Origin of the sequence: Mycobacterium sp. pUA109 (assembly GCF_041287095.1) — a bacterium.
Lineage (GTDB): Bacteria > Actinomycetota > Actinomycetes > Mycobacteriales > Mycobacteriaceae > Mycobacterium.
The window spans coordinates 269,458-292,144 of sequence record NZ_JBGGKS010000004.1 but is presented as its reverse complement, the minus strand read 5'-3'; the positions used below and the strand labels follow the sequence as shown (position 1 = coordinate 292,144).

At 68.4% G+C, this 22,687-nt stretch carries 22 protein-coding genes and 1 tRNA gene; 10 read left to right on the top strand and 13 right to left on the bottom strand.

The features are described 5' to 3' along the window. Positions 1-100 precede the first annotated feature (100 nt). Together ACAG26_RS07095 and ACAG26_RS07090 are read left to right on the top strand one after the other, a co-directional pair. The gene (locus ACAG26_RS07095; RefSeq protein ID WP_370480651.1) at positions 101-799 is read left to right on the top strand and encodes a TetR/AcrR family transcriptional regulator; all 699 of its coding nucleotides are present in this window, start codon (positions 101-103) and stop codon (positions 797-799) included. After that, positions 792-1,565 (top strand): class I SAM-dependent methyltransferase, encoded by a 774-nt coding sequence (locus ACAG26_RS07090; protein ID WP_370480650.1) that lies wholly within the window; start codon positions 792-794, stop codon positions 1,563-1,565. The genes ACAG26_RS07095 and ACAG26_RS07090 overlap by 8 nt, the downstream gene beginning before the upstream one ends. 105 nt (positions 1,566-1,670) lie before the next feature. On the opposite strand, the gene ACAG26_RS07085 is transcribed toward ACAG26_RS07090, so the two are convergent. After that, positions 1,671-2,540 carry a LysR family transcriptional regulator gene (locus ACAG26_RS07085; protein ID WP_370480649.1) on the bottom strand — a complete coding sequence of 290 codons (870 nt, stop codon included), beginning with the start codon at positions 2,538-2,540 and terminating at the stop codon, positions 1,671-1,673. 106 nt (positions 2,541-2,646) lie between these two features. On the opposite strand from ACAG26_RS07085, the gene ACAG26_RS07080 reads away from it, so the two are divergent. Next, on the top strand, positions 2,647-3,396 hold the full coding sequence (locus ACAG26_RS07080) for an SDR family oxidoreductase (RefSeq protein WP_370480648.1): 750 nt from the start codon (positions 2,647-2,649) through the stop codon (positions 3,394-3,396). Between the two features lie 83 nt (positions 3,397-3,479). Here the strand turns inward: ACAG26_RS07080 and ACAG26_RS07075 are convergent, their stop codons facing one another. The 7 genes from ACAG26_RS07075 to ACAG26_RS07045 all read right to left on the bottom strand — a co-directional run bounded on the left by ACAG26_RS07075 (position 3,480) and on the right by ACAG26_RS07045 (position 12,978). Next, positions 3,480-5,984: an arylsulfatase gene (locus ACAG26_RS07075; protein ID WP_370480647.1), complete on the bottom strand. Its 2,505-nt coding sequence runs from the start codon at positions 5,982-5,984 to the stop codon at positions 3,480-3,482. Between the two features lie 260 nt (positions 5,985-6,244). Then, positions 6,245-7,666: an acyl-CoA carboxylase subunit beta gene (locus tag ACAG26_RS07070; protein ID WP_370480646.1), complete on the bottom strand. Its 1,422-nt coding sequence runs from the start codon at positions 7,664-7,666 to the stop codon at positions 6,245-6,247. Positions 7,667-7,698: 32 nt separating this feature from the next. Further along, positions 7,699-8,961, bottom strand: coding sequence for a 3-oxoacyl-ACP synthase KasB (gene kasB / locus ACAG26_RS07065; RefSeq protein ID WP_370480645.1), 1,263 nt, complete (start codon positions 8,959-8,961; stop codon positions 7,699-7,701). Positions 8,962-9,016: 55 nt separating this feature from the next. Further along, a complete protein-coding gene (gene kasA, locus ACAG26_RS07060; protein WP_370480644.1) occupies positions 9,017-10,267 on the bottom strand; it encodes a 3-oxoacyl-ACP synthase KasA in 1,251 nt (416 codons plus the stop codon). Further along, the gene (gene acpM, locus ACAG26_RS07055) at positions 10,264-10,566 is read right to left on the bottom strand and encodes a meromycolate extension acyl carrier protein AcpM (RefSeq protein ID WP_071027743.1); all 303 of its coding nucleotides are present in this window, start codon (positions 10,564-10,566) and stop codon (positions 10,264-10,266) included. Before acpM ends, kasA begins: the two co-directional genes overlap by 4 nt. Positions 10,567-10,644: 78 nt before the next feature. Next, positions 10,645-11,553: an ACP S-malonyltransferase gene (locus ACAG26_RS07050; protein ID WP_370480643.1), complete on the bottom strand. Its 909-nt coding sequence runs from the start codon at positions 11,551-11,553 to the stop codon at positions 10,645-10,647. A 129-nt stretch (positions 11,554-11,682) separates the two neighbouring features. Further along, entirely contained in the window at positions 11,683-12,978 is a 1,296-nt protein-coding gene (locus tag ACAG26_RS07045) for a PucR family transcriptional regulator (RefSeq protein ID WP_370480642.1), read from the bottom strand. A gap of 95 nt (positions 12,979-13,073) precedes the next feature. On the opposite strand from ACAG26_RS07045, the gene ACAG26_RS07040 reads away from it, so the two are divergent. Both ACAG26_RS07040 and ACAG26_RS07035 read left to right on the top strand, forming a co-directional pair. Next, positions 13,074-13,304 carry a type II toxin-antitoxin system Phd/YefM family antitoxin gene (locus ACAG26_RS07040; RefSeq protein WP_370480641.1) on the top strand — a complete coding sequence of 77 codons (231 nt, stop codon included), beginning with the start codon at positions 13,074-13,076 and terminating at the stop codon, positions 13,302-13,304. Further along, positions 13,301-13,684: a type II toxin-antitoxin system VapC family toxin gene (locus ACAG26_RS07035; RefSeq protein ID WP_370480640.1), complete on the top strand. Its 384-nt coding sequence runs from the start codon at positions 13,301-13,303 to the stop codon at positions 13,682-13,684. The genes ACAG26_RS07040 and ACAG26_RS07035 overlap by 4 nt, the downstream gene beginning before the upstream one ends. Before the next feature lie 226 nt (positions 13,685-13,910). Here the strand turns inward: ACAG26_RS07035 and aceE are convergent, their stop codons facing one another. Further along, the gene (gene aceE, locus ACAG26_RS07030) at positions 13,911-16,700 is read right to left on the bottom strand and encodes a pyruvate dehydrogenase (acetyl-transferring), homodimeric type (RefSeq protein WP_370480639.1); all 2,790 of its coding nucleotides are present in this window, start codon (positions 16,698-16,700) and stop codon (positions 13,911-13,913) included. A gap of 185 nt (positions 16,701-16,885) precedes the next feature. On the opposite strand from aceE, the gene ACAG26_RS07025 reads away from it, so the two are divergent. The 4 genes from ACAG26_RS07025 to ACAG26_RS07010 all read left to right on the top strand — a co-directional run bounded on the left by ACAG26_RS07025 (position 16,886) and on the right by ACAG26_RS07010 (position 18,674). Beyond that, positions 16,886-17,509: a hypothetical protein gene (locus tag ACAG26_RS07025; protein ID WP_370480638.1), complete on the top strand. Its 624-nt coding sequence runs from the start codon at positions 16,886-16,888 to the stop codon at positions 17,507-17,509. A 77-nt stretch (positions 17,510-17,586) separates the two neighbouring features. After that, positions 17,587-18,009: a DUF3052 domain-containing protein gene (locus tag ACAG26_RS07020; protein WP_370480637.1), complete on the top strand. Its 423-nt coding sequence runs from the start codon at positions 17,587-17,589 to the stop codon at positions 18,007-18,009. After that, the gene (locus tag ACAG26_RS07015) at positions 18,009-18,470 is read left to right on the top strand and encodes a peroxiredoxin (protein WP_370480636.1); all 462 of its coding nucleotides are present in this window, start codon (positions 18,009-18,011) and stop codon (positions 18,468-18,470) included. Before ACAG26_RS07020 ends, ACAG26_RS07015 begins: the two co-directional genes overlap by 1 nt. Before the next feature lie 129 nt (positions 18,471-18,599). Then, positions 18,600-18,674, top strand: a tRNA-Val gene (locus ACAG26_RS07010). 62 nt (positions 18,675-18,736) lie between these two features. On the opposite strand, the gene ACAG26_RS07005 is transcribed toward ACAG26_RS07010, so the two are convergent. Next, complete coding sequence (locus ACAG26_RS07005) at positions 18,737-19,813, bottom strand: phosphotransferase (protein ID WP_370480635.1); 1,077 nt, start codon at positions 19,811-19,813, stop codon at positions 18,737-18,739. A gap of 116 nt (positions 19,814-19,929) precedes the next feature. On the opposite strand from ACAG26_RS07005, the gene ACAG26_RS07000 reads away from it, so the two are divergent. Beyond that, a complete protein-coding gene (locus tag ACAG26_RS07000; RefSeq protein WP_370480634.1) occupies positions 19,930-20,565 on the top strand; it encodes a TetR/AcrR family transcriptional regulator in 636 nt (211 codons plus the stop codon). A gap of 10 nt (positions 20,566-20,575) precedes the next feature. Here ACAG26_RS07000 and ACAG26_RS06995 read toward each other — a convergent pair whose 3' ends face one another. From ACAG26_RS06995 to ACAG26_RS06985, 3 genes are read right to left on the bottom strand one after another with little or no spacing between them, the layout of a single operon-like run. After that, positions 20,576-21,139, bottom strand: a complete 564-nt coding sequence (locus tag ACAG26_RS06995) for a hypothetical protein (RefSeq protein WP_370480633.1) — start codon at positions 21,137-21,139, stop codon at positions 20,576-20,578. Positions 21,140-21,143: 4 nt separating this feature from the next. Beyond that, positions 21,144-21,854 (bottom strand): adenosylcobinamide amidohydrolase, encoded by a 711-nt coding sequence (locus ACAG26_RS06990; protein WP_370480632.1) that lies wholly within the window; start codon positions 21,852-21,854, stop codon positions 21,144-21,146. A 10-nt stretch (positions 21,855-21,864) separates the two neighbouring features. Continuing rightward, complete coding sequence (locus ACAG26_RS06985) at positions 21,865-22,677, bottom strand: oxygenase MpaB family protein (RefSeq protein ID WP_370480631.1); 813 nt, start codon at positions 22,675-22,677, stop codon at positions 21,865-21,867. Between the last annotated feature and the right edge of the window lie 10 nt (positions 22,678-22,687).

The following is a 22,687-nucleotide window of genomic DNA, read 5'->3' as shown; positions in this document are numbered from 1 at the left end:
TGGGGCGGCCCCACATCCCGGTTGATGACCAATGACCAAAAGTGTACTTTGGTCATCACCTGTGGATCGGATCGGGGTGGCGATGGTGGAACGTGCTGGGATGGACCGGGCGCAACGGGCCGATCGAATCCTGGACACCGCGCGGGACCTGTTGCTGCGCTGGGGCTATCGGCGCGTGACGATCGACGAGGTGGCCCGTCGTGCCGGCGTCGGCAAGGGCACCATCTACCTGCACTGGCGTTCACGCGAGGAGCTGTTCTTTGCGGTCAGCGCCCGCGAGGCGGCGGCGATGACCGATGGCATCGTGGCTGGGCTCGAATACGACCCGGGTGAGGTCGCGCTGCACCGCTACCTGCGGCGGCTGTTCGTCGAGGCGATGAGCCGTCCGGTGCTGCGGGCGCTGTACACCCGCGACGCCGACACCCTCGACACGTTTCTGGCCCGGGCGGAGCATCGCCAGCTCGAGGAAGCCAAGCTGGGCGTCAACCGCGACTATTTGGCGGTGCTGGCCGCGGAAGAAATGCTGCGGTCGGACCTGCGCCCGAGCGACCTCGACTACACCTTGCCGGTTCTGGTGTTCGGCTTCTTCGCGGCCGAGCCGTTGCTGTCGCCGAGCCTGGGGTTGAGCCTCGAGCAGAAGGCCGACCAGCTCGCCGACACCGTGCACCGGGCGTTCGAGCCCGCCGACGCCCCGCGCGGCGAGACGCTGAAACGCGCTGCGGCGAAGGCCATCCCGATTTTCGAACGACTCGCCCGGGACTACCGGACCGTTACCTACGGAGGCGATCACGATGACTGAGCCGACAACCGACCTCGCCCGCCCGCGCGGGCAATACGGGGTCGACGGCGACTACCGGCTGATTCCCGCGCCGGTCGTCTTCGGCGGGTACGCATTGTTGTGCCTCGCGGCCGTGGCGGGTGCCGCGATCTGGCTGGACGCCGGACGGCTATTGCCCGGGATTGGGGCCACCGTGCTCGCCGTCGTTCTGGTCGCCGCTGGCGCCGGCATCGCGCGGTTCAGCCGGCGCGGCAAGTTCGAGGTGTGGGCACGGCTGCTGACCGGGCTGGGACTCCGCGGCGACGAACGCATACTCGACCTCGGCTGCGGCCGCGGCGCGGTGTTGTTGGCCGCCGCCAAACTGGTGCCGCGCGGAACCGCTGTCGGGGTGGACATCTGGCGCCCAGACCAGACCGGAAACTCCCTGCAGGCGACACTGGCGAACGCCGCAGCCGAAGGCGTCGCCGATCGGATAGAGCTGCACACCCGGGACATGACCGCTCTGCAGTTCCCCGACGGGTCCTTCGATCTCATCGTGAGCAGCCTGGCCATCCACAATCTGCCCGGCAATAACGCGCGGCGCTCGGCGATCGATGAGGCGGTCCGGGTGCTGCGGCCCGGGGGTCGAGTGGTGATCGTCGATATCGGTTTCACCCGGTTGTATGCCACCCGGCTGCGGCACTGCGGCATGGCCGAGGTCACGCGCCGGGATCTCGGCTGGCGCGGCTGGTGGGGGCTACCGCTGATCCGCACCCACGCCGTCACCGCCACCAAACCCGCGCACTAGGCGTGACGAGCAATACGGAAATGGGTGTTGAGATTGCGTCTGCGGTCGTGCATTTTCGAAATCCACGACCCTCGACGCATTCTCATCGTCACCCCGGGCGCAAGGTCACGCCACGATCAGGTCCCGCACCGCCGAGGTGGTGTGCGGCTGCCACAGCGCCTGCATCGGTACCAGCAGCGGCCCGTCGAGATCGATCACCATGACGGCGCCGTGGGCGGCCGGACCCGGCGGCGCGGTGACGAACGCGGCGGCGTCCTCAGTCAACGCGGCGACCTCCGGTGGGCAGCCCTGCACCCGGCTCACCCGGTACTGCGGTTCGAAGCCGGCGCGTCGGCAGGCGTTGACCAGGAAGTCGCTGTAGTAGGACGCCCCGGGCGGCGCCCACAGCGCAATGAATTCGTCCGCCAGCTCGGCGACAGCCAGGTGGGTGCGGGCGGCCAGCCGGTGATCGCTGCGCAGCGCCACCCGCAGCGTGTCGTAGCGGACCACCGCGCTGGCGAGACGTTCTTGCGGCGACACCCCGCGGCGTAACCCCAGATGTATGGTGCCGTCGTGCACCCCGGTGACCAGCTGGTCGGGGAAGACCTGCCGGACCGTGAACGAGGTGCCCGGCGACGCGAGGACCGCCGGTGTGATCAGCGCATACACGTCATGGTTGCTGATCGCCGGGGTGTGGGCGATGACGAACTCGTCGGGCTGGGTGGTGGCTGCCGCCCGGGTGTGCTGGGTGACGGTTTGGGCCGCGGCCAGCAAGGAGCGACCCTCGTCGTACAGCGTCTGCCCGGCCGGGGTCACGGTGATCCGACGGCCGGCGCGCATCAGCAGCGTCGCCCCGATTTCTTTTTCCAGCTGCTGGACCGAATTCGACAGCGCCTGTTGGGACAGGTGCAGTTGCCGGGCGGCGCGAGTGAACCCGGAGGCCTCCACCACCGCGATGAAATGAGCCAAGCGGCGTAGATCGGGGACCGGCGACATCGGCCCACCCTATCCACAAACGGTGGTTGTTAGAAGTTCACGAATGATTGTTTCTGCTTTGTGCTACTGGGGGCTAGGTTCGTTCCTGAGGCAGGAGGGGACAACCATGAGCAACCTGGCGGGGAAATCAGCGGTGGTGGCGGCCGGGGCTAAGAACCTGGGCGGCTTGATCTCGACGACGTTGGCCGCCAGCGGCGTCAACGTCGCGGTGCACTACAACAGCGCCGGCACCGAACCCGACGCCGACAAGACCGTCGCCGCGGTGCGGGCCGCCGGCGCCCAGGCGATCAAGGTGCAGGGCGATCTCACCGTGCCCGCCAACGTGACCGCGCTGTTCGACGCGGCCGTCGACGCGTTCGGCGGGGTCGACATCGCGATCAACACCGTCGGCAAGGTGCTGCGCAAGCCGATCGTGGAAACCACTGAGGCCGAATACGATTCGATGTTCGACATCAACGCCAAGGCGGCCTACTTCTTCCTGCAGGAAGCCGGTAAGCGGCTCAACGACAACGGCTCGGTGGTGACGATCGTGACCGCGCTGCTGGGCGCGTTCACCGACGGCTACTCCACCTACGCCGGCTCCAAGAGCCCGGTCGAGCACTTCACCCGGGCGGCGGCCAAGGAGTTCGGGGTGCGCGGCATCAACGTCAACAGCGTCGCGCCCGGCCCGATGGACACCCCGTTCTTCTACCCGCAGGAAACGCCGGAGCGGGTCGAGTTCCACAAGTCGCAGGGCATGGGCAACCGGCTGACCCAGATCGAGGACATCGTGCCGCTGGTGACGTTCCTGGTCGACGGTGGGCACTGGATCACCGGGCAGACCGTCTTCGCCAACGGCGGCTACACCACGCGCTAAGGGGGGCGCTTGGGGGGTGGGCAGACGCAAAAGCCCTCAAAGCCAGGGGTTTTGGGGTGCTTTTGCGTCTGCTCGCGCGGGGGTTAGTCGCGGGCTAGGGCGGCGGCGGCTTCCTTCTGCAGGTCGATGAAGGCCTCCTTGCTGATGTCGATCGCGACGCCTTGAATCGTGCCGCCGGTAAACGTGCCCGGGTTCTGGTATTGGCCGGACACGTTGTCGCCGCTGTCGAAGCCGACGCACAGCCCGTCGCCGGCCAGGGTGAACTTGCCGATCTGCGCGCGCATCGGCCCCTTGGTCACGGCCTTGTCGTCGACGTACAGCGTGGTGGTGCCCAGGGATTCACCGTATTTGCCGGAGCTTTCGCGGGTGAACTCCATCCCCAGCGAGTGTTTGCCGGGGGTCAGCCGCGGCGAGACGAAGTCCTGTTCGGGTTTGATGCCCAGGAAGTTGTACACGTAGTGCAGCTTGCCGTCCTTGATGAACAGGGCGTGCCCGCCGAAACGGGAACCGTGCGCGAAGATCACGCCTTGGGCGTCGTTGCTGAGGTCGACGTTGGCGATGATCTTGTAGGACCGGCCGCGGATGTTGACCGCCACCCCTTCGGGGACCGGTGAGGTGTCGGGGTAGTACAGGTAGCGCTCCCGCGGGGGCTCGAACTGCGGTCGCGCGATGGTGATCATTTCGGTCGCCGAGCGGTCATCCAGGGGCAGGACGTAGTTGTTCTTGGCTTCCTCGTTCCACGCGTCGATCAACTCCTTGAGCTTGTCGGGGTGCTGATCGGCGAGGTTCGTCGACTCGGAGCGGTCCTCGTCGACGTGGAAGAGTTCCCACTTGTCCTGGTCGAAATGCCCCTTGCCGCCCAGCGGTGCGTGCAGCGAGGACGCCTTCCACCCGTCGGCCCAGATGCCGCGGGTGCCGAGCATGGCGTAGTACTGCCGTTTCTTGGTGGTGGGCGCCTTGGCGTCCTCGAAGCTGTACTGCATCGAGGTCCCGTTGAGCGGATACTGCTTGACGCCGCGGTGTTCCTCCGGCATCTTGATGCCCGCCACGTCCAGGATGGTGGGCACGATGTCGGTGACGTGGTGATACTGGTGGCGGATTTGGCCTTTCGTCTTGATGCCCTTCGGCCAGTGGATCACCAGCGGGTCACAGGTGCCGCCGGAGAACTGCGAGTAACGCTTGAACATCTGAAACGGTGTGGAGAACGCGACCGCCCACCCGGTCGGGTAGTGGTTGTAGGTGTCGGGAGTGCCGAGGCGGTCCAGATACTGCATGTTCTCGGCCAAGTCGTCGGGGTAGCCGTTGAAGAACTTGTTTTCGTTCACCGACCCGTTCGGCGAGCCTTCGCCGGACGCTCCGTTGTCCGCGCAGTAGAAGATGATGGTGTTGTCCAACTGCCCGGTCTGTTCCAGGTAGTCGATGATCCGGCCGACCTGGGCGTCGGTGTACTCGGAGAACCCGGCGAACACCTCGGCCATCCGGGAGAACAGCCGCTTCTCGTCGGGGCTCAGCGAATTCCACGGCCGCACCGAATCCGTTTCCACCGCCACGTCGGCGGGCAGCGGATTGAGCGGGGTCAGCTTGGTGCCCTTGGGCATGATGCCCTTGTCGATCATGCGACCCAGTACCCACTCGCGGTAGGCCTCGTAGCCGTCGTCGAATTGCCCTTTGTATTTGGCGGCGTAGTCGGCGGGGCTGTGGTGCGGGGCGTGGTTGGCGCCCGGGCAAAACCACATGTACCAGGGTTTGGACGGGTTGCTGGACCGCTGGTCGCGCAGCATCCGCAGCGCCTGATCGGCGAGGTCTTTCGACAGGTGATAACCGGCGTCGGGGTTATACGGCTGTTCGATGAACCGGTTGTCCTCCACCAGATCCGGGTACCACTGGTTGGTTTCCCCGCCGAGGAACCCGTAGAACCGGTCGAAGCCCTTCTGCAGCGGCCACTCCGACTTGCTGCCGCCGCTGGAGACGTCCTCCTCGGGCACGTTGTGGTCTTTGCCGACCCAGAACGTGCTGTACCCGTTTTCCTGCAGCACCTGGCCGACCGTCGCGCACTGGGCGGGCAGCCGCGCCGCCGCACCGGGGAATCCGTCGGAGCCTTCGGTGATCGAGGCGAAGCGGTTGACGTGGTGGTTGCGGCCGGTCAGCATGCAGGACCGGGTGGGCGAGCACAACGCGGTGGTGTGCCATTGCGTGTAGGTCAGCCCATTGTCGGCCAGGCGCTGCATGGTCGGCATGTTGATGCGCCCGCCGTACGGCGACCACGACGCCATCCCGGTGTCGTCGAACAGCACCACCAGCACGTTGGGTGCGTCCTTGGGGGCGTGTTTGAGTTCGAACGGCGTCCAGTCGGGTGTGGAGTCGCGCACGTCGAGGGCGATCTTGCCGTTGAAGCCCTCGTTGATCCCGGTCCCGTAACTGGGGGGACCGTCGGCGCCGGCGGCATGGGTGGAGTCGCGACACCCGGCGACCAGCGCGGAAACCCCTGCGCTGCCCACGCCTAGGGCCGCGAGGCCGCCTAACACCTGGCGTCGTGGCAGGTGCCCGGGGGTGTGGCCATCGGTTGCAGGTTCATCCGAAGCGTCCATATATCCGGATGTTAGGGCGCTACGCCGTGGCGGTCAGCGGTTCGGGTCGATCCGCGACGGGATCGTGACCGGTCCCCGCGCTAGCCATGGCCGCGCTAGCCATGGCCGCGAGCGTGCGCAGATGTACGGTCCGAGTGGGGTTTTAGCGTACAACTGCGCACGTTCGCGCAGGGGGAGGTGACCCGCCGGCGAGCGTGCGCAAATCCGGTGATTTGCGCGGCGTGTCGACCGGGGACACGCACGCTCGCGGCAAAAAGCCCCTACAGCGGGATGTTTTTGTGGCGGCCGCGGCGCGCCGGCGCCTCGGCCAGCGCCTCGGTGATCTTGCCGCGGGTGTGCGCCGGGTCGATCTTCTCGTCGACCACCCCGATCTCGATCGCGGAATCCACCCCGCCGGCGATCCGCTCGTGCTCGTCGGCCAGCTCGTCGTGCAGCGCGTCGCGCTCGTGGTCGGCGGCGGCGGCCAGCTTCTTTTTGTGCAGGATGCCGACGGCGGCCTTGGCGCCCATCACCGCGACCTCGGCGTCCGGCCAGGCGAACACCTTGGTGGCGTTCAGCGCCCGGGAGTTCATCGCGATGTAGGCGCCGCCGTAGGTCTTGCGGGTGACCAGGGTGACCCGCGGCACGGTGGCTTCGCCGAACGCGTGCAGCAGTTTGGCGCCGCGGCGCACCACGCCGCCCCACTCCTGCCCGACACCGGGCAGATAGCCGGGCACGTCGACGATCACCACCAGCGGAATGCCGAACGCGTCGCACAGCCGCACGAAACGTGCCGCCTTCTCCGCGCTTTCGGAGTTCAGGCAGCCGCCCAACCGCAGCGGGTTGTTGGCCAGCACCCCGATGGTGCGCCCGGACAGCCGGCCCAGGCCGACCACCATCGACGGCGCCCACTTGGCCTGGAACTCGTCGAACGGGGCGTCGTCATCGAGCAGGCCGTGCACCAGCGGGTGCACGTCGTAGGCGCGCCGCGGCGATTCGGGCAGCAGCGCGTGCAGGTCGATCTCGCCGGCCTCGGCCTTGTTGCGGTCGAAATGCCCCTGCTGGCAGAACAAGCCGACCAGGCGACGGCCGCGAGCGTAGGCGTCGAGCTCGTCGTCGGCGACGATGTGGCACACCCCGGACTTCTTGTGGTGGGTGTCCGGGCCGCCCAGGGCGGCCATGTCGACGTCCTCGCCGGTGACGCTGCGCACCACGTCGGGCCCGGTGACGAACACCCGGGAATCCGGCGCCATCACGATCACGTCGGTCAGCGCCGGGCCGTAGGCCGCGCCGCCGGCGGCGAAACCGACCACCACCGAGATCTGCGGCACGTAGCCGGACGCCCGGATCATCGCCTCGAACACCAACCCGACCGCGTGCAGCGCCTTAACGCCTTCGGCCAGCCGGGCGCCACCGGAGTGCCAGATGCCCACGATCGGGGCCTGTTCGGCGATCGCGGTGTCGTAGGCGTTGACGATGTGGGTGCAGCCTTCGATGCCCATGGCGCCGCCCATCACGGTGCCGTCGGTGCAGAACGCGACGGTGCGCACCCCGTTGACGGTGCCCGCCGCGGCCAGCACGCCGGAGCGGTCCCGCTCGTGCAACAGCTCCACGCTGTCGTCGTCGAAGAATGTGCGCAGCCGCAGCAGCGGATCGCGGGGGTCGAGCGATTCGTCGACCGTCTCGGGGGCCATGATCGTCATCGCGACTCTCCTTCTGCAGTGCGCCGGGGCCGTCAGTACCGACCGAAGACGGTTGCGACGTTGTGTCCGCCGAACCCGAACGAATTGTTGATGGCGTACTTGAAATCCCCCTGGCGCGGCTTGTCGGCCACCACGTCCAGGTCGATCTCGGGGTCGAGGTTGACCAGGTTCAGCGTCGGCGGGATGACCTGATCCCGCAGCGCCAGCACGGTCAGGATGGATTCCACCGCGCCGACCGCGCCGACCGAGTGGCCCAGCGCCGATTTGGGCGCGTAGACCGCGGCCTTGTGGCCGCCCAAGGCGTGGTTGATGGCCTGGCCTTCGGCGACGTCGCCGACCACGGTTCCGGTGGCATGCGCGTTGACGTGGTCGATGTCGTCGGGGGTCAGCCCGGCCAGCTGCACCGCGCGGCTCATCGCGTGACCGGCCTGCTCCCCGTTGGGGTCCGGGGCCACGATGTGGTAGCCGTCGGAGGTGATCGAGGCCCCCATGATGCGGGCCAAGATGGTGGCGCCGCGGGCCTTGGCGTGTTCCTCGGTCTCGATGACCATCAGCGCCCCGGCCTCGCCGAACACGAACCCGTTGCGGTCGCGGTCAAACGGGCGGCACGCCCCGGCGGGGTTGTCGTTGGTGGTGGACAACACGATGCGCATCTGGGCGAAGCCGGCGATCGGCACCGCCTCGATGCGGGTCTCCACCCCGCCGCAGATCGCCATGTCGGCCTCACCGAGCACGATCTGCTGCCAGGCGTGGGCGATGCCCTCGGAGCCCGACGCGCACGCCGAGACCGGGGTGATCACCCCGGCCTTGGCGTGCCGGTCCAGCCCGACGGCCGCGGCCGCCCCATTGGGCATGTACTTCTGCACGACCAGCGGCGACACCGCCTTCAGGCCGCGTTCCCGCATGCCGTCATAAGCCCACACCAGTTCTTCGGTGGAGCCCATCCCGGTGCCGATGGACACCATCAGCCGCCGGGTGTCGACCTCGGGGGAGCCGGCGTTGGCCCAGGCCCGCCGGCCCAGCACGGTGGACATCTTCTGCAAGTACGACAACCGACGCAGCTCGGTGCGGCTGAGCCCCTCATCGAAGGACTCCGGCGCCTCCACCAAGTGCCCACCGATCCGCACCGGCAGGTCGTACTCCTCGACGAACGGGTCGTCGAGCTTACGGATCCCGCTTTGGCCGTCCAGCAACGCCTTCCACGTGCCTTCCGCATCCGCCGCCAGAGCCGTCGTCATGGCGATCCCAGTCACCACGACGTCGGGGAAGCCGTTCCCCGTACACAGCGATGTCATGACTGAACTGTCCTCCGACAATCCTTACTTACGTTTTCCGTGCCGCGGTACCGCTTTAGTACCGCCCGAAGGCGAGCGCGACGTTGTGCCCGCCGAATCCGAACGAGTTGTTGATCGCGTACTGGTAGTCGCCGTACCGGGGTTCGCCCGCGACAACGTCGAGGTTGATCTCCGGGTCCGGTGTCTCGTAGTTCAACGTGGGCGGGATGACCCCGTCACGCAGCGAGAGCACCGTGAGCACCGACTCCAGCGCACCGACCGCGCCGATCGAGTGACCCAGCGCCGACTTCGGCGCGTACACCGCGGCGTTTTCGCACCCGGCGACCCGGATCGCGTTGGCCTCGGCGGTGTCCCCGATCGGGGTGGCCGTGCCGTGGGCGTTGACGTGGTCAACGTCCTTGGCGGACAGCCCGGCCAACTCCAGGGCCCGGGTCATCGCCCGGCCGGCCCGCAGGCCGTCGGGTGCGGGCGCCACCATGTGGTAGGCGTCCGAGGTGATGCCGGCGCCCATCAACCGAGCCAGCGGTGTGGCCCCGCGGGCCTTGGCGTGCTCCTCGGTCTCGATGATCATCAGCGCACCGGCCTCGCCGAACACGAACCCGTCGCGGTTCTTGTCGAACGGCCGCGACGCCTTCTCGGGTTCGTCGTTGCGGGTCGACATGGCGCGCATCATCGAGAACGCCGCGATCGGCAGCGCCTCGATGCCGCCTTCCACACCACCGCAGACGACGATGTCGGCGTCGCCCATGACGATCTGCCGCCAGGCGTGCGCGATCGCCTCCGAGCCCGACGAACAGGCCGACACCGGGGTGATGACCCCGGCGCGGGCACCGAGCTGCAGACCGGCGACCGCGGCCGCACCGTTGGGCATGATCATCTGCACGGCCAGCGGCGACACCTTACGGGGGCCGCCCTCGTTCATCAGGTCATAGGTCTCGACGATCTTCTCGCCGCCACCCAGGCCGGTGCCGATGACGACGCCGAACCGGTCCGGGTCGACCTCCGGGGTGCCGGCGTTCTCCCACAGCCGGCCGGACAGCAGCTTGGACATCCGCTGCACATACGACATGCGGCGCAGATCCAGCCGGCCCATGTGCTCGTCGACCGGGTCCTTGAGCTGGCCGCCGATCTTGACCGCCAGGTCCCACTTTTCGGTGAACTCGCCCTTGAGGACGTGGATGCCGCTCTCGCCGGCCAACAAACCCTTCCACGTGCCGTCGATGTCCGCCGCGATCGATGTGGTGGCCTCGACGGCGGTTACCACAACGCTGGGGTAACCGCCGTTGGCCGTGGACGGCTTGGTCATGCGCGGTCGGCTTCGATCTTCTCGCGCAGGGCCGCGGCGGCCTCGGGGTTCTCTTCTTCGAGCTTCTGGATGTAGTTCACGACGTCACCGACGGTGCGCAGGCCGGCGAGGTCCTCATCCGGGATCTTCACCCCGTACTTGTCCTCGGTCTGCACCGCGATCTCCACCATCGACAGCGAGTCGATGTCCAGGTCGTCGACGAACGACTTCTCCGGCGTGACCTCCGACGGCTCGATACCGGTCACCTCTTCGATGATCTCGGCGATACCGGCGATGATTTCTTCCTGGCTGACGGCCACCGTGTGGCCTCCCTTCGATGTTGTTTCTTGTTGGTGTTACTTGGAACTGACGTGCATTTATCTGGTTGTCCTGGCGGGCTACAGCTCCGTTAACCCGTCCAGGTCTGCGGGCGACTTGACGGCATGCGTCGGAACCCCCCGAAGTTCGCGCTTGGCGATGCCGGTGAGCGTCCCCGCGGGCGGGAACTCCACGATCGCCGTGACATTGCGTTGACGCAGCGTGTCGACGCACAAATCCCAGCGCACCGGCCGGGTCAGCTGGGCGACCAGCGTGCTCATCGCGGCCGTCGCGGACGCCACCGGCTGCCCGTCGGCGTTGGACAGCAGCGTGGTGACCGGTTCGGCGGTGGCGGTGGCGGCGGCCGCGGCGGCGTACCCGTCCAGCGCGGGCGCCATGAAGTGGGTGTGGAACGCCCCGGCGGTGGCCAGCCGGCGGACCCGGGCCTTGGCCGGCGGGTCCTCGGCGAGCTTGTCCAGCGCGTCCAGGCGACCGGCGGCCACGATCTGGCCGGCGGCGTTGCGGTTGGCCGGCACCAGGTCCAGCTGCTCGAGCCGGGCCAGCACCTCGGCCTCGTCGCCGCCGAGCACCGCGGCCATGCCGGTCGGTTCGGCCGCGCAGGCCTTGGCCATTTCGGCGCCGCGGGTGGCGGCCAGCCGGACGGCGTCATCGGCGCTGATCACCCCGGCGATCGCGTAGGCGGCGATCTCACCGACCGAGTGGCCGGCGACCACGGCGTCGGCGTCGGCCAGCAGCCCGCGGCGGCGCAGCTCCTGGTGGGCCAGCAAGGTGGTGGTGACGATCAGCGGCTGGGCGACCGCGGTGTCGGTGATCTCGTCGGCCTCCGCGGTGGTGCCGAGCCGGGCCAGGTCCAGGCCGGTGAGCTGGGACCACGACGCAATCTGGTCGGCGGCGCCGGGCAGCTCCAGCCACGACGACAGCATGCCGGGCGTCTGGGTTCCCTGTCCGGGAGCGAGCAACGCAATCACGTGTTTAAGAGAACACTGTGAACCCGGTTTTGCGGGGTGTATCAGATTATGAACCTTGTCTTAAGTTCTTGTGGAGATCCTACAAAAGGGGTGGTGGCCGCGATGTCTTCGATACCGTCCTGAGATGTGTCACCCGGTGTGATGCAGACCCGATCCCGCGGGTGGGATCGCGGTGACGGTGGTAGGCGGCTGGACAACAGCACTGTTGGCTTGCGCCTGGTAGGTCAGCCGGCCCACGGTGGCCGCCACCCGCAGCACGTAGGCGTCGCGCGGCTGGGTGGGATCGCGGCCGGTGAAGTCGGCGATGCGCTTGAGCCGGTACCGGACGGTGTTTGGATGAACGAACAACTTGCGGGCACACGCTTCGATGGCGCCGCCGCAATCCAGATAGGCGTCCAGCGTCTCGGTGAGCGCCGGGCCGGCGTCGGCCAACGGCCGCATCACGTCGGTGTGCAGCGCCGCGATGGCCGATTTGTCGCCCATCAGGGCGCGTTCGGGCAGCAGTTCGCGCGCCAGCGCCGGACGCGGTGCCCCGGTCCACCCGCCGACGGCGTTCATCCCGGAGATGGCTTCGCTGGCGCTGTGGTACGCCGCGGTCAGCATGGGGGCGGTCGGGCCGATCACCACCGGACCGTCGGAGAACGCGCTGAGCAGGTCGCCGAAGAATTTCTGGGTGGGCGACAGCTGACCGGACACGATCGCCACCAGCCAGGTGCCGTGCACGTCGGTCAGGGCGGCGCGACCGTGCCGGGTGGCGACATCGCGGACATCCTGGCTGGCGTGGGCCTCCCGGCCGGCGGCCGGGGTGCCCACCACCACGGTGGCCGGGGCGGTGGTGTCCCAGTTCAGGGCCGCCGCGCGGGACAGCAGCTCGGGGCCGCTGTCGCCGCGCACCACCGCGTCCACCACGCTGGCCTCCATCCGGGAATCCCAGGTGCCCCGGGCCTCCGCCGCGTCGGCGTACGCCGAGGCCGCGGTGAAGGCCAGGTCGCGGCTGTATTTGAGGATGCCCGCGGTCAGCGCGGTGACCTGCTCTTGGGAGCGGGCCACCATCGGCACCGCCTCTTCGAAGAACTCCATGGTGACCCGCACCATGTCGACGGTCTGGCGCAGCGAGATGTGCCGGGCGAGGTCCTGGGGCACCAGTTCGAACGCGCGCGCGGTGTGGCCGACGTTGCCGCGCGGGTCGTGGATCCACTCGGTGAAGTTGACGATGGCGGTCTGCACCACCAGCGCCACGCTGGCGCGCTGGGAGGCCTCCAGTTCGGCGAAGAACGGCAACCGGTCGCCGATGGCGGACACCGCTTCGGTGGCCAGCCGGCCGGAGTACTGCTTGAGCCGCCGCAACAGCGACTCCGGCACCGCCTCCAATTGGTCCAGCGTCGAGCGCGGCAGGACAAACCCGGTGTCGGAACTGTCGGCCATCCCTAAAAGCTACGCGGTTTTTCTGGATGTATCCGCCAACGGGCACCTGGCCGGTGGATCTAGTCAGACTAAACTAAGTTCAGTAAAGTCGTGCTATGTCGACTGTCAACACCCATGAGGCGAAGACCCACCTGTCGCACTTGCTGACTCGCGTCGAGAACGGCGAGACGATCACCATCGCGCGCGCCGGCAAGCCCGTCGCCGACCTCGTCCCGCACCGGCGGGCCGAGGTTGTTTTCGGCGCGTTGGCCGGGCGGCTCGACTACGACGCCGACCACTTCGACGACACCGACAGCGACCTGAACGCCCTGTTCGGCATCGCGTGAGCGGCGTCCTGCTCGACACCCACGTCGCGCTGTGGCTGCTCGACGACAGTCCGCGGCTGGGCAGCCAGGCGCGGACTCGGATCCGGGCGAGCGCCGCGGTGTACCTGTCGGCGGCGAGCACCTGGGAACTCGCCATCAAGGCGGCGATCGGCAAGATCACGTTGCCGGACGACCTGGATGCCGCGCTCGATCGGTCGGGCCTGCACGACCTTCCGGTCACCCGTCGCCACACGCTGGCCTCGGATCACGCCGGGCTGCCGCACCGGGATCCCTTCGACGCCATGCTGGTAGCTCAGGCGAGCGTGGAACGGCTCACGTTGCTGACCGCCGACGCGAAGCTGCTCAAGGCCCTGCCCGACGCCGTCGACGCCCGACGGTGACCTTTGGAGTTGGCGGCTAGGGAAGTACGGCCAGGGCATCGAGGCTGCGCTAGCGGCGTCGAACCTGCGGTAGTGGCATCGAAACTGCATCCACGGCGCCGAGCCTGCGGTAGCGCCCAGTATCGGTGCGAAAACACGGTCTCACCGCAGGGTCGACGCCCTCAGCGCAGGCTCGACGCCGTGACTTCAGTCTCGACGCCCTCAGCGCAGGCCCGAGGCCGCGGCTTTAGGCGACCCCGGGGTCGGAGGTTTGCTCCGGCGCGGCGGCCACGTCGTCGATCCGGTACTGGCGGGCGGCCGCGATCGCCACCGACGGGTCGATCTCGCCGTCGCGGGCCAGCGCCTCCAGCACCGCCACCACCACCGATTCGGCGTCGGTGTTGAAGTAGCGCCGCGCCGCCGGGCGGGTGTCGGAGAAGCCGAACCCGTCGGTGCCCAGCGTGACGTAGGTGCCGGGCACCCACGGCCGGATCTGCTCGGGCACCGCCCGCATCCAGTCCGACACCGCGACCACCGGCCCGCGCGCATCGGCCAGCGCCTGCGTCACGTACGGCACCCCGGCCGGCCGGTCCGGGTGGCGCAGCGCCTCGCGTTCGATGGCCAGCCCGTCGCGGTTGAGCTCACCCCAGCTGGTCACCGACCACACGTCGGCGGCCACATCCCAGTCGGCGGCCAGCAGCTCGGCGGCCCGCAGCGCCTCGGGCATCGCCACCCCGGAGGCCAGCACCTGGGCGGTGCTGGTGCGGCGCTCGGTAGCCGTCCGATAGCGGTAGATGCCGCGCAGCACCCCCTCCACGTCGAGGTTGTCCGGTTCGGCCGGCTGCACGTAGGGCTCGTTGTAGATGGTCAGGTAGAAGAACACGTTCTCCGGGTTCTCGCCGTACATCCGGGCCAGGCCGCTTTCGATGATGTGCGCGATCTCGTAGGCGAACGCCGGATCGTAGGTGACCACCGCCGGATTCGTGGACGCCAGCAGCAGCGAATGACCGTCGGCGTGCTGCAGGCCCTCCCCGGTCAAGGTGGTGCGCCCGGCGGTGGCGCCCAGCAAAAAGCCGCGGGCCATCTGGTCGCCGGCCGCCCACAGGCCGTCGCCGGTGCGCTGGAACCCGAACATCGAATAGAAGATGTACAGCGGGATCATCGGCACGTTGTGGGTGGCATACGAGGTGCCCACCGCGGTGAAGCAGGCCGTCGAGCCGGCCTCGTTGATGCCCTCGTGCAGGATCTGGCCGACTTCGCTTTCCTTGTAGGCCAGCATCAGTTCGGCGTCCACCGAGGTGTACAGCTGCCCGTTGCGGTTGTAGATCTTCAACGACGGGAACCACGAGTCCATCCCGAAGGTGCGGGCCTCGTCGGGAATGATCGGCACCAGCCGCGGGCCGATCTCCTTGTCCCGCAACAGTTCCTTGAAGATCCGCACGGTGGCCATGGTGGTGGCCACCTCCTGGTGGCCGGAGCCCTTCTTCACCGCCGCGTAGGCGTCGCGGCCGGGCAGGGTCAGCGCCTTGGACTTGGTGCGCCGCTCCGGCACGAAACCGCCCAGGGTGCGGCGGCGGTCGAGCAGGTAGCGGATTTCCGGCGCGTCCGGGCCGGGGTGGTAGTACGGCGGCAGGTACGGGTCGTCGTCCAACTGCTTGTCGGAGACCGGGATTCGCATGGAATCCCGGAAGTCCTTGAGGTCTTGCAGCCGGAACTTCTTCATCTGGTGGGTGGCGTTGCGGCCGGCGAAGTAGGAGCCCAACCCGTAACCCTTGATGGTCTTGGCCAGGATCACCGTCGGCTGACCCTTGTGCTCGCTGGCCGCCCGGTAGGCCGCATACAGCTTGCGGTAGTCGTGGCCGCCGCGCTTGAGGTTCCAGATCTGCTGATCGGACAGGTCGGCGACCAGCGCCTTGGTGCGCGGGTCGCGACCGAAGAAGTGGTCCCGCACATAGGTGCCGTCGTTGGCCTTATAGGTCTGGTAGTCCCCGTCTGGGGTGACGTTCATCAGATTGACCAGCGCGCCGTCCTTGTCGGCGTGCAGCAGCGCGTCCCATTCCCGGCCCCACACCACCTTGATGACGTTCCAGCCCGCGCCGCGGAAGAACGACTCCAGCTCCTGGATGATCTTGCCGTTGCCGCGCACCGGACCGTCCAGGCGCTGCAGGTTGCAGTTGATCACGAAGGTCAGGTTGTCCAACGCGTCCAGCGCGGCGATGTGCGCCAGCCCGCGGCTTTCCGGCTCGTCCATCTCGCCGTCGCCCAGGAAGCACCACACGTGTTGATCGGAGGTGTCCTTGATGCCGCGGTCGTGCAGGTAGTGGTTGAACCGGGCCTGGTAGATGGCGTTCATCGGGCCCAGGCCCATCGACACGGTGGGGAACTCCCAGAAGTCGGGCATCAGCCGCGGGTGCGGGTAGGACGGCAGCCCGCCGCCGGGGTGGCTGTGCTCCTGACGGAAGCCATCGAGTTGATCTGCGCCGAGTCGTCCCTCCAAAAAGGCGCGCGCGTAGATGCCGGGGGAGGCGTGGCCCTGGATGAACACCTGGTCGCCGCCGCCGGGATGGGATTTGCCGCGGAAGAAGTGGTTGAAGCCGACCTCGTACAGCGACGCCGACGAGGCGTAGGTGGAGATGTGCCCGCCCACGCCCACCCCGGGCCGCTGCGCGCGGTGCACCATGACCGCGGCGTTCCAGCGGATCCAGGCCCGGTACCGGCGTTCGACGTCCTCGTCGCCGGGGAACCAGGGTTCCAGCTCGGTGGGGATGGTGTTGACGTAGTCGGTGGACGTCAACGCCGGGATCGCCACCCGCTGCTCGCCGGCGCGTTCCAGCAGCCGCAACATCAGGTAGCGGGCTCGTGCCGGACCCGACCGCTCCCGCAGTTCGTCGAAGGATTCCAGCCATTCGGCGGTTTCTTCGGGGTCGATGTCGGGCAGATACGAGGCGACGCCCTCGCGGATCACCCGAACCCGGTCGGATTCGCTTGCGCTGCTTGAGTTTTTCGCCAGATCGTGGCGCTCGAACTCGGTGGTCAACTTCCGCTCCTTGGTAGGCGGTTCACTTGTCGGCAACGGCTTGTCGGCTTGTGGCCGAAGGAATGCTGTTGCTGTCTGACATGGTCCCCTATCGGCGCGACCGGCTGCGCCGCGGGGCCGTGCCGGCGGGCAAAATTTGGCCCACCCGGCCGAACAGGGCCCGCTACCCGGTAACGTCTCAGCTTGTGCTGATCGGAGGGCGTACCGCAGTGCGAGGTGGATCGGGGGATTCCGCGGCTGGGTCACCGGTTCGGTTCCGGTGGTCGCGCCGGCGCGGTGCCCTGGCGCTCGGGTCGGTCGCGGCGCTGGCGATGGGCATCGTCGGATGCACCAGCATCATCACCGGGACGGCGACGGTGGACACCTCCGCGGCCCCCGCGTATCGGACCTCGATGTCCAAGTCGTTGTCGGCGTCGGCCGCCACCTCCAGCAGCCGCGAGTCGCAGCGCCAGCAGTCGCTGACCACCCAGGCGATCAGCGGCGCCTGCGGGACGTTTCGCAGCAGCAGCGAGGACGCCGTCACCGCGACGAACAACTGGGTCGACGCCTACAACAAGGGCGGGGACACCGGCGGCACGTCGGGACCGGCGGTGGACGCGCTCAACCGCAGCGCCGACGCGGTCGCCGGCGCCATGACCGACGCGATGCCGCAGGGGATGCGCGACACGTTCAACTCCTACATCGCCGCGGCCCGGTCGGTGGCCGACGCGATCGCCACCCACGCAGCGATCTCGGTGTACAACTCGCGCAAAGATCAGCTGAACCAAATCAAAGGTCAGGGCTTCGAGCAGTGCCGCCCGTTTCCTTGAGCCCGGGACGTGCGCGGGTTATGCAACGATAATGCCGATCACACGATGTGTTGACGGTTGAAGGAGGAGGTCCCACGGTGGTGGCGGCGGATGACGCCCCGAACTACGCCCGCAAACTGGGCATCGGCAAAGAGCAGGTTGTCCAGGAGTGGGGCTGGGACGAGGACACCGACGATGACATCCGCGCCGACGTCGAGGACGCCTGCGGCGGTGAACTGCTCGACGAGGACACCGACGAGGTGGTCGACGTGGTGCTGCTGTGGTGGCGCGACGGCGACGGCGACCTGGTGGACACCCTGATGGACGCCATCACGGCGCTGGCCGACGACGGGGTGATCTGGGTGCTGACCCCCAAGACCGGCCGGCCCGGCCACGTGCAGCCCGCCGAGATCGCCGAGGCGGCGCCCACCGCGGGCCTGATGCCGACCTCCTCGGTCAACCTCGGCGACTGGAGCGCCAGCCGACTGGTGCAGCCCAAGGCGCGGGCGGCCAAGCGCTGATGCTGACCGTCGGAACCCAAGCCCCCGACTTCACCCTGCGCGACCAGAATCAGCAGCCGGTCACGCTGTCGGACTACCGTGGCGACAAGAACGTGCTGGTGGTGTTCTTCCCGTTGGCGTTCACCGGGATCTGCCAGGGCGAGCTGGACCAGTTGCGCGATCACCTGCCCGACTACGAGAACGACGACAGCGTCGCGCTGGCGATCTCGGTGGGTCCGCCGCCGACGCACAAGATCTGGGCCATCGAGAGCGGGTTTTTGTTCCCGGTGCTGTCGGATTTCTGGCCGCACGGCGCGGTCAGCCAGGCCTACGGCGTGTTCAACGACGACACCGGCTTCTCCAACCGCGGCACCTTCGTGATCGATCGGTCCGGGGTGATCCAATTCGCCGAGATGAAGCAGCCCGGCGAGGCCCGCGACCAAAAGCTGTGGCTCAACGCCCTCGCCGCCCTGCAGGGTTGAGGTCTTCTTGCGCGAGCGTGCGTGTCCCCGGCCGACGCGCCGGGTGAAAACCCGTTTCTGCGCACGCTCGTCGCGGCACCTCGACGGTTTGGGGGCTAGAGACCCAGCCGGGTAACCTGCCCCAGGCAGGGGCGCGTAGCTCAGTGGTAGAGCTCTGGTTTTACACACCAGCGGTCGGCGGTTCGATACCGTCCGCGCCCACCATTAAAACTCCAGTTCAGGGCGTTGCGAGGTTTCAGACGTCCCCGAAGCCAGGTGCGGCGCCATCATCCGGTGATCGCGGCGATCGCCGAGGCCGAGTCCAAATCGCCGAAGGCGTAGGCGTAGCGCTGGGCCAGTGCCGCGGCGACCTCGACGCGCTGCCACAGACCACCGGAAGCGCTTGCGGTGCACAGCCACAGGGCCAAACCGTGGGCAACGGAGGCGCGGTAGCGCAGCCAGATGTCCTCGGAGCTCGGCAGTTCGGCGGCCGGCAAGGCCAACGCGTCGCGGTACTGCTCAAGCAAGGCTCGTTCATGGTTGCGCCGGTCCTCGGTGGTCAGCGCGCCCTGCAGGAAGTACCCGAGGTCCAGCGAGAAATTGCCGCGACGGGTGACCTGCCAGTCCAAGAACCCCAGTTCACCGTCCACGGTGACGTAGGTGTTGCCGATGTGCGGATCACCGTGCAGCAGCGTGGTGGGTGCGGCCGTCAGCGTCGAGATGTAGGGCTTCCACACCGCTTCCACGAGCTGGTCGATGGTCAGCGATAACACCTCGGCGCAGGTGTCGGGCTGCAGATGCTCCAACGCCGAGGGCAACGGCGCGTACTGCAGGCCGTCGAAGGCCACGAACGGTTCCAGCCACGTCAGGTGCGGGTGGGTGCGGCTGCGGTAATCCCAGAACCGGCCGTGCAACCGGCCGAGTGCGCGCACACCGGAAGCCGCCTGCTCCACGGTCAGCGGGCGCAGCGCGTCGCGGGGGTCGGCGCCGCGCGCGGCCAGGTCTTCCATCACCAGGATGAAGTCGTAGGCCTCCTCGTCGATGACCGCGGCATAAACCTTGGGGTGTTCGATGCCCAGTTCGAGGTTCCCGGAGAACAGCCGGGGCTCGTGGAACATCCCACTGGTCATCCGGATGTAGTCCTTATGGGCGGGATCGGCGGCCTTGACGAAAACCGTGGCCGGACCGCTGCCGGCGGAGTACGTCAGGGCCAGCCGGGCCCGCCGGTTGGTGCCGTCGTCGCGGAAGTCGACGACAACCGAGTCGACGATCGCACCCGGATGATCGGTGGCGAGCACGCTCGACACCCATGCCGGGCCGATGTCATCGATGGTTGTTGGCGCGGCAATCGGGTCAGCGTTCACCAGGGTCCTTTCAGCTCTGACCTCAGCAGTTACGACACGGACCGTGTCATATCTCAAGTGGACGGTACCGGCCGCGCCGCCCCCGCGGGTCCGATTGCCTGAATTAGGCTCGGCTCATGGCGTCTGGACGCGGCGGCAGGCCACGCGATGCGCACCTGCACGCGACGATCCTGGCCGCTGCACGTGAGCTGGTCGTCGGTGGCGGGTATGCCGAGTTGGCCATGGAGAGCGTGGCTGCTCGCGCCGGCGTGAGCAAAAAGACGCTCTATCGCCGGTGGCCGTCGAAGGCGGACTTGGTCGCCGAGGCGGTTCTGGATGCGTATGGCCGCGGCGGATCGTTCGCCGTCGCCGACACCGGTGATCTGCGCGCGGACCTGAAGGTGTGGCTGACCGAGCACGCCGAGTTCATCGCCGACCCGGTGAACGCCGGCCTGATCCGGGCGCTGATCGCCGCCGCCGCGGCCAGCCCGATGGACACCGAAGCGCTGTATGAACAGTTGAGCGCACCGCAGCAAGCCGGCCTGGTGACCCGACTGCGCCAGGCCATCGCCGCGGGGCATATCGGCGCGGGCACTGACTGCGTTGCGGTCGCCGACGCGATGATCGGCAGTCTGCTGTTACAGGTCTTGGCCCGCACGACACACCCTGCGGGAAGCCAGATTTCCGTGGGCACCGTGGTGGATGTCCTGTTGGACGGTGTCGCAACACCGCTATCGGCGCCCGACAACGGCACCGCCGCGCGCACCCGCTGAGTCCGCGGCGTTACGCACCAGCGGTCGGCGGTCCGATACCGTCCGCGCGCACTTCCGGTTCGATCGCCAGCACGGCGGCATCGACCGGCTTGGACCGGTATCGTCGTCCGCCGCCGCCCACCACGAAGCGGATCTGCTGCGGCTGCTCAATCTGGGCAACCAGCGTCCGCACCGTGTCCAGATCGGTGAGGAACGTGCAGGTTTCACCGGCCGGCACCTCGCACGGCGCCGGCACCGGGCTCAGCTCCGCCGACCCGGCCGGCTGCACCGAGATGTCCGACGGGTCGGCGCGCACCGTCCACTGCGACACCCGCAACGGGGCCCGGCCCGCGTTGGTGACCTCGACCCCGATCACCAGTTGTCCGGGCAGTTCGGCGGCCGCGTCGACCATGGCCTTGATGCTCGGCTCGCTGATCTGGCCCCCGAAATACAGCCCCGATTCGGTGCGGACACCGACCAGCGGCGCCAGCTTGGGTCGGGCGTTCTGCCGCAGGAACGCCACGATGTGCCAGGTCAGCGCCGCCACGGCCAAGACCGTGCCGATGATGCCGAGGACCAGGCCGGCGACGCTCACCGGCTCACCGTAACGGTGCGCCCCGATGCGTGGCGATCCAGCACCGGCTGCCGGCCAACACCGCGGTGTGCACGGCGCGCGCGATCCGGGCACCGAACATCGAACGCGGCCCGCCGTAGGGTTCGGCCGCCCCCGGCGTCGGGCAGTGCACGACGACGGCGTCCGAGGCGGTTCCGGTGGCGGCCACCCCGGCCTGGTGCAGCGCCTGCACTTTGGCTTCGGTGGCGGTGGCCACCGCGTTGACCAGCGCCGCGTCCGATAGCCGCATCGGCACTGCTACCACGATGTTGATCGTGCCCACCGGGTAGTCGACGGCCCGGTAGTCGGCGAACACCGTCGTCGCCGTGCCGGACGGCAGTTCCCGGCGGAAATGCCCGTCGGGGGCGGCCGCCCAGGCCGGGCTGGACAGCCCGACGGTGGCGGCGGCATGCACCCCGTCGTCGGCGGACAGGTGATGGCGGGTGACGTCGACCGCGGTGAGCAGACCGGTGCCGTCACCGGGCAGGCCCAGTGCGGCGCCGATCTCGCGCAGGTGGCGGTCGGGGTCGCGCCGGTCGTAATCCAGCGGCACCGTGGCGTTGAGCACCCAGTCCCGCGCGCCGATGCCGCCGCCCAGTGGGCCCGACGCGATGCACAGCCGCGGCTCGCCAAAACGCCAGGCCAGCACCGGCAGCCGGCGGGCGCGTTCGGTCCGCGCGGTCACGATTGGGTCCATACCGCGCCGTTTACACCACCCGGAGGCCGCGTCGGGCCCGGAACCGCATGTCCCACAGGTAAACCCGATAACCCAGGATCCAGGCCTGGTGCGGGATCAGCCGGTCGGCCAGCCGCAACCCGGTCAGCAGCCATTCGAAGCGGCGCTGCTGGGCGGGCGACCAGTCCAGCAGCATCAGCGCACGGAACTGCGGGGACAAAAAGCCGGTGGTGGCGAACAGGTTGAAGCCGCCGGCCAGCCGCAGCGGCCAGGGCAGGAACACCATCGACGCCACCCCACGCAGATGTTCGCGCACCGGCGGGTCGATGCGCAGCTCGTCGAGTATGCGTTTCCAGTACTCGTCGAACGCCACCCGGTCCGCCGGCCACATGTCGTCGCGCACCTGCAGCGTGGTGCCCAGCCGTTTGGCGTCGGTGTACACGGCGTCGGCGGCGGCGTCATCCAGCGGGCCGTGCAGAAACTCCTGCTGGTCGAGGAAATACCGGTACAGGCAGGCCGCCACCCACAGCTGCAGCTTGGGGTCGAAGGCGTTGTAGGACACCGGGCTTTCTCGGGTGGAGCGCACCTGCCGATGCGCGGTGTCCACCGCGGCGCGGAACAGCGCCCGGTCGGCGTCGGTGCCGATGGTCGCCACCGCCAGGTAGGTGCCGGTGGTGCGGGCCCGTTTGAACGGATGCTTGTAGACGTTGCCGCTGTCCACCCGGCTTTCCTGCACCCCGTAGCCGACCCCGGGCAACGCCAGCTGCATGATCACGTTGGCCGCCGGCAGCAACGCCGCCGCCGGGTTCAGCAGGTCGACTACCCGGGTGGCGGGCCGCGTCATCGAGGCTGCT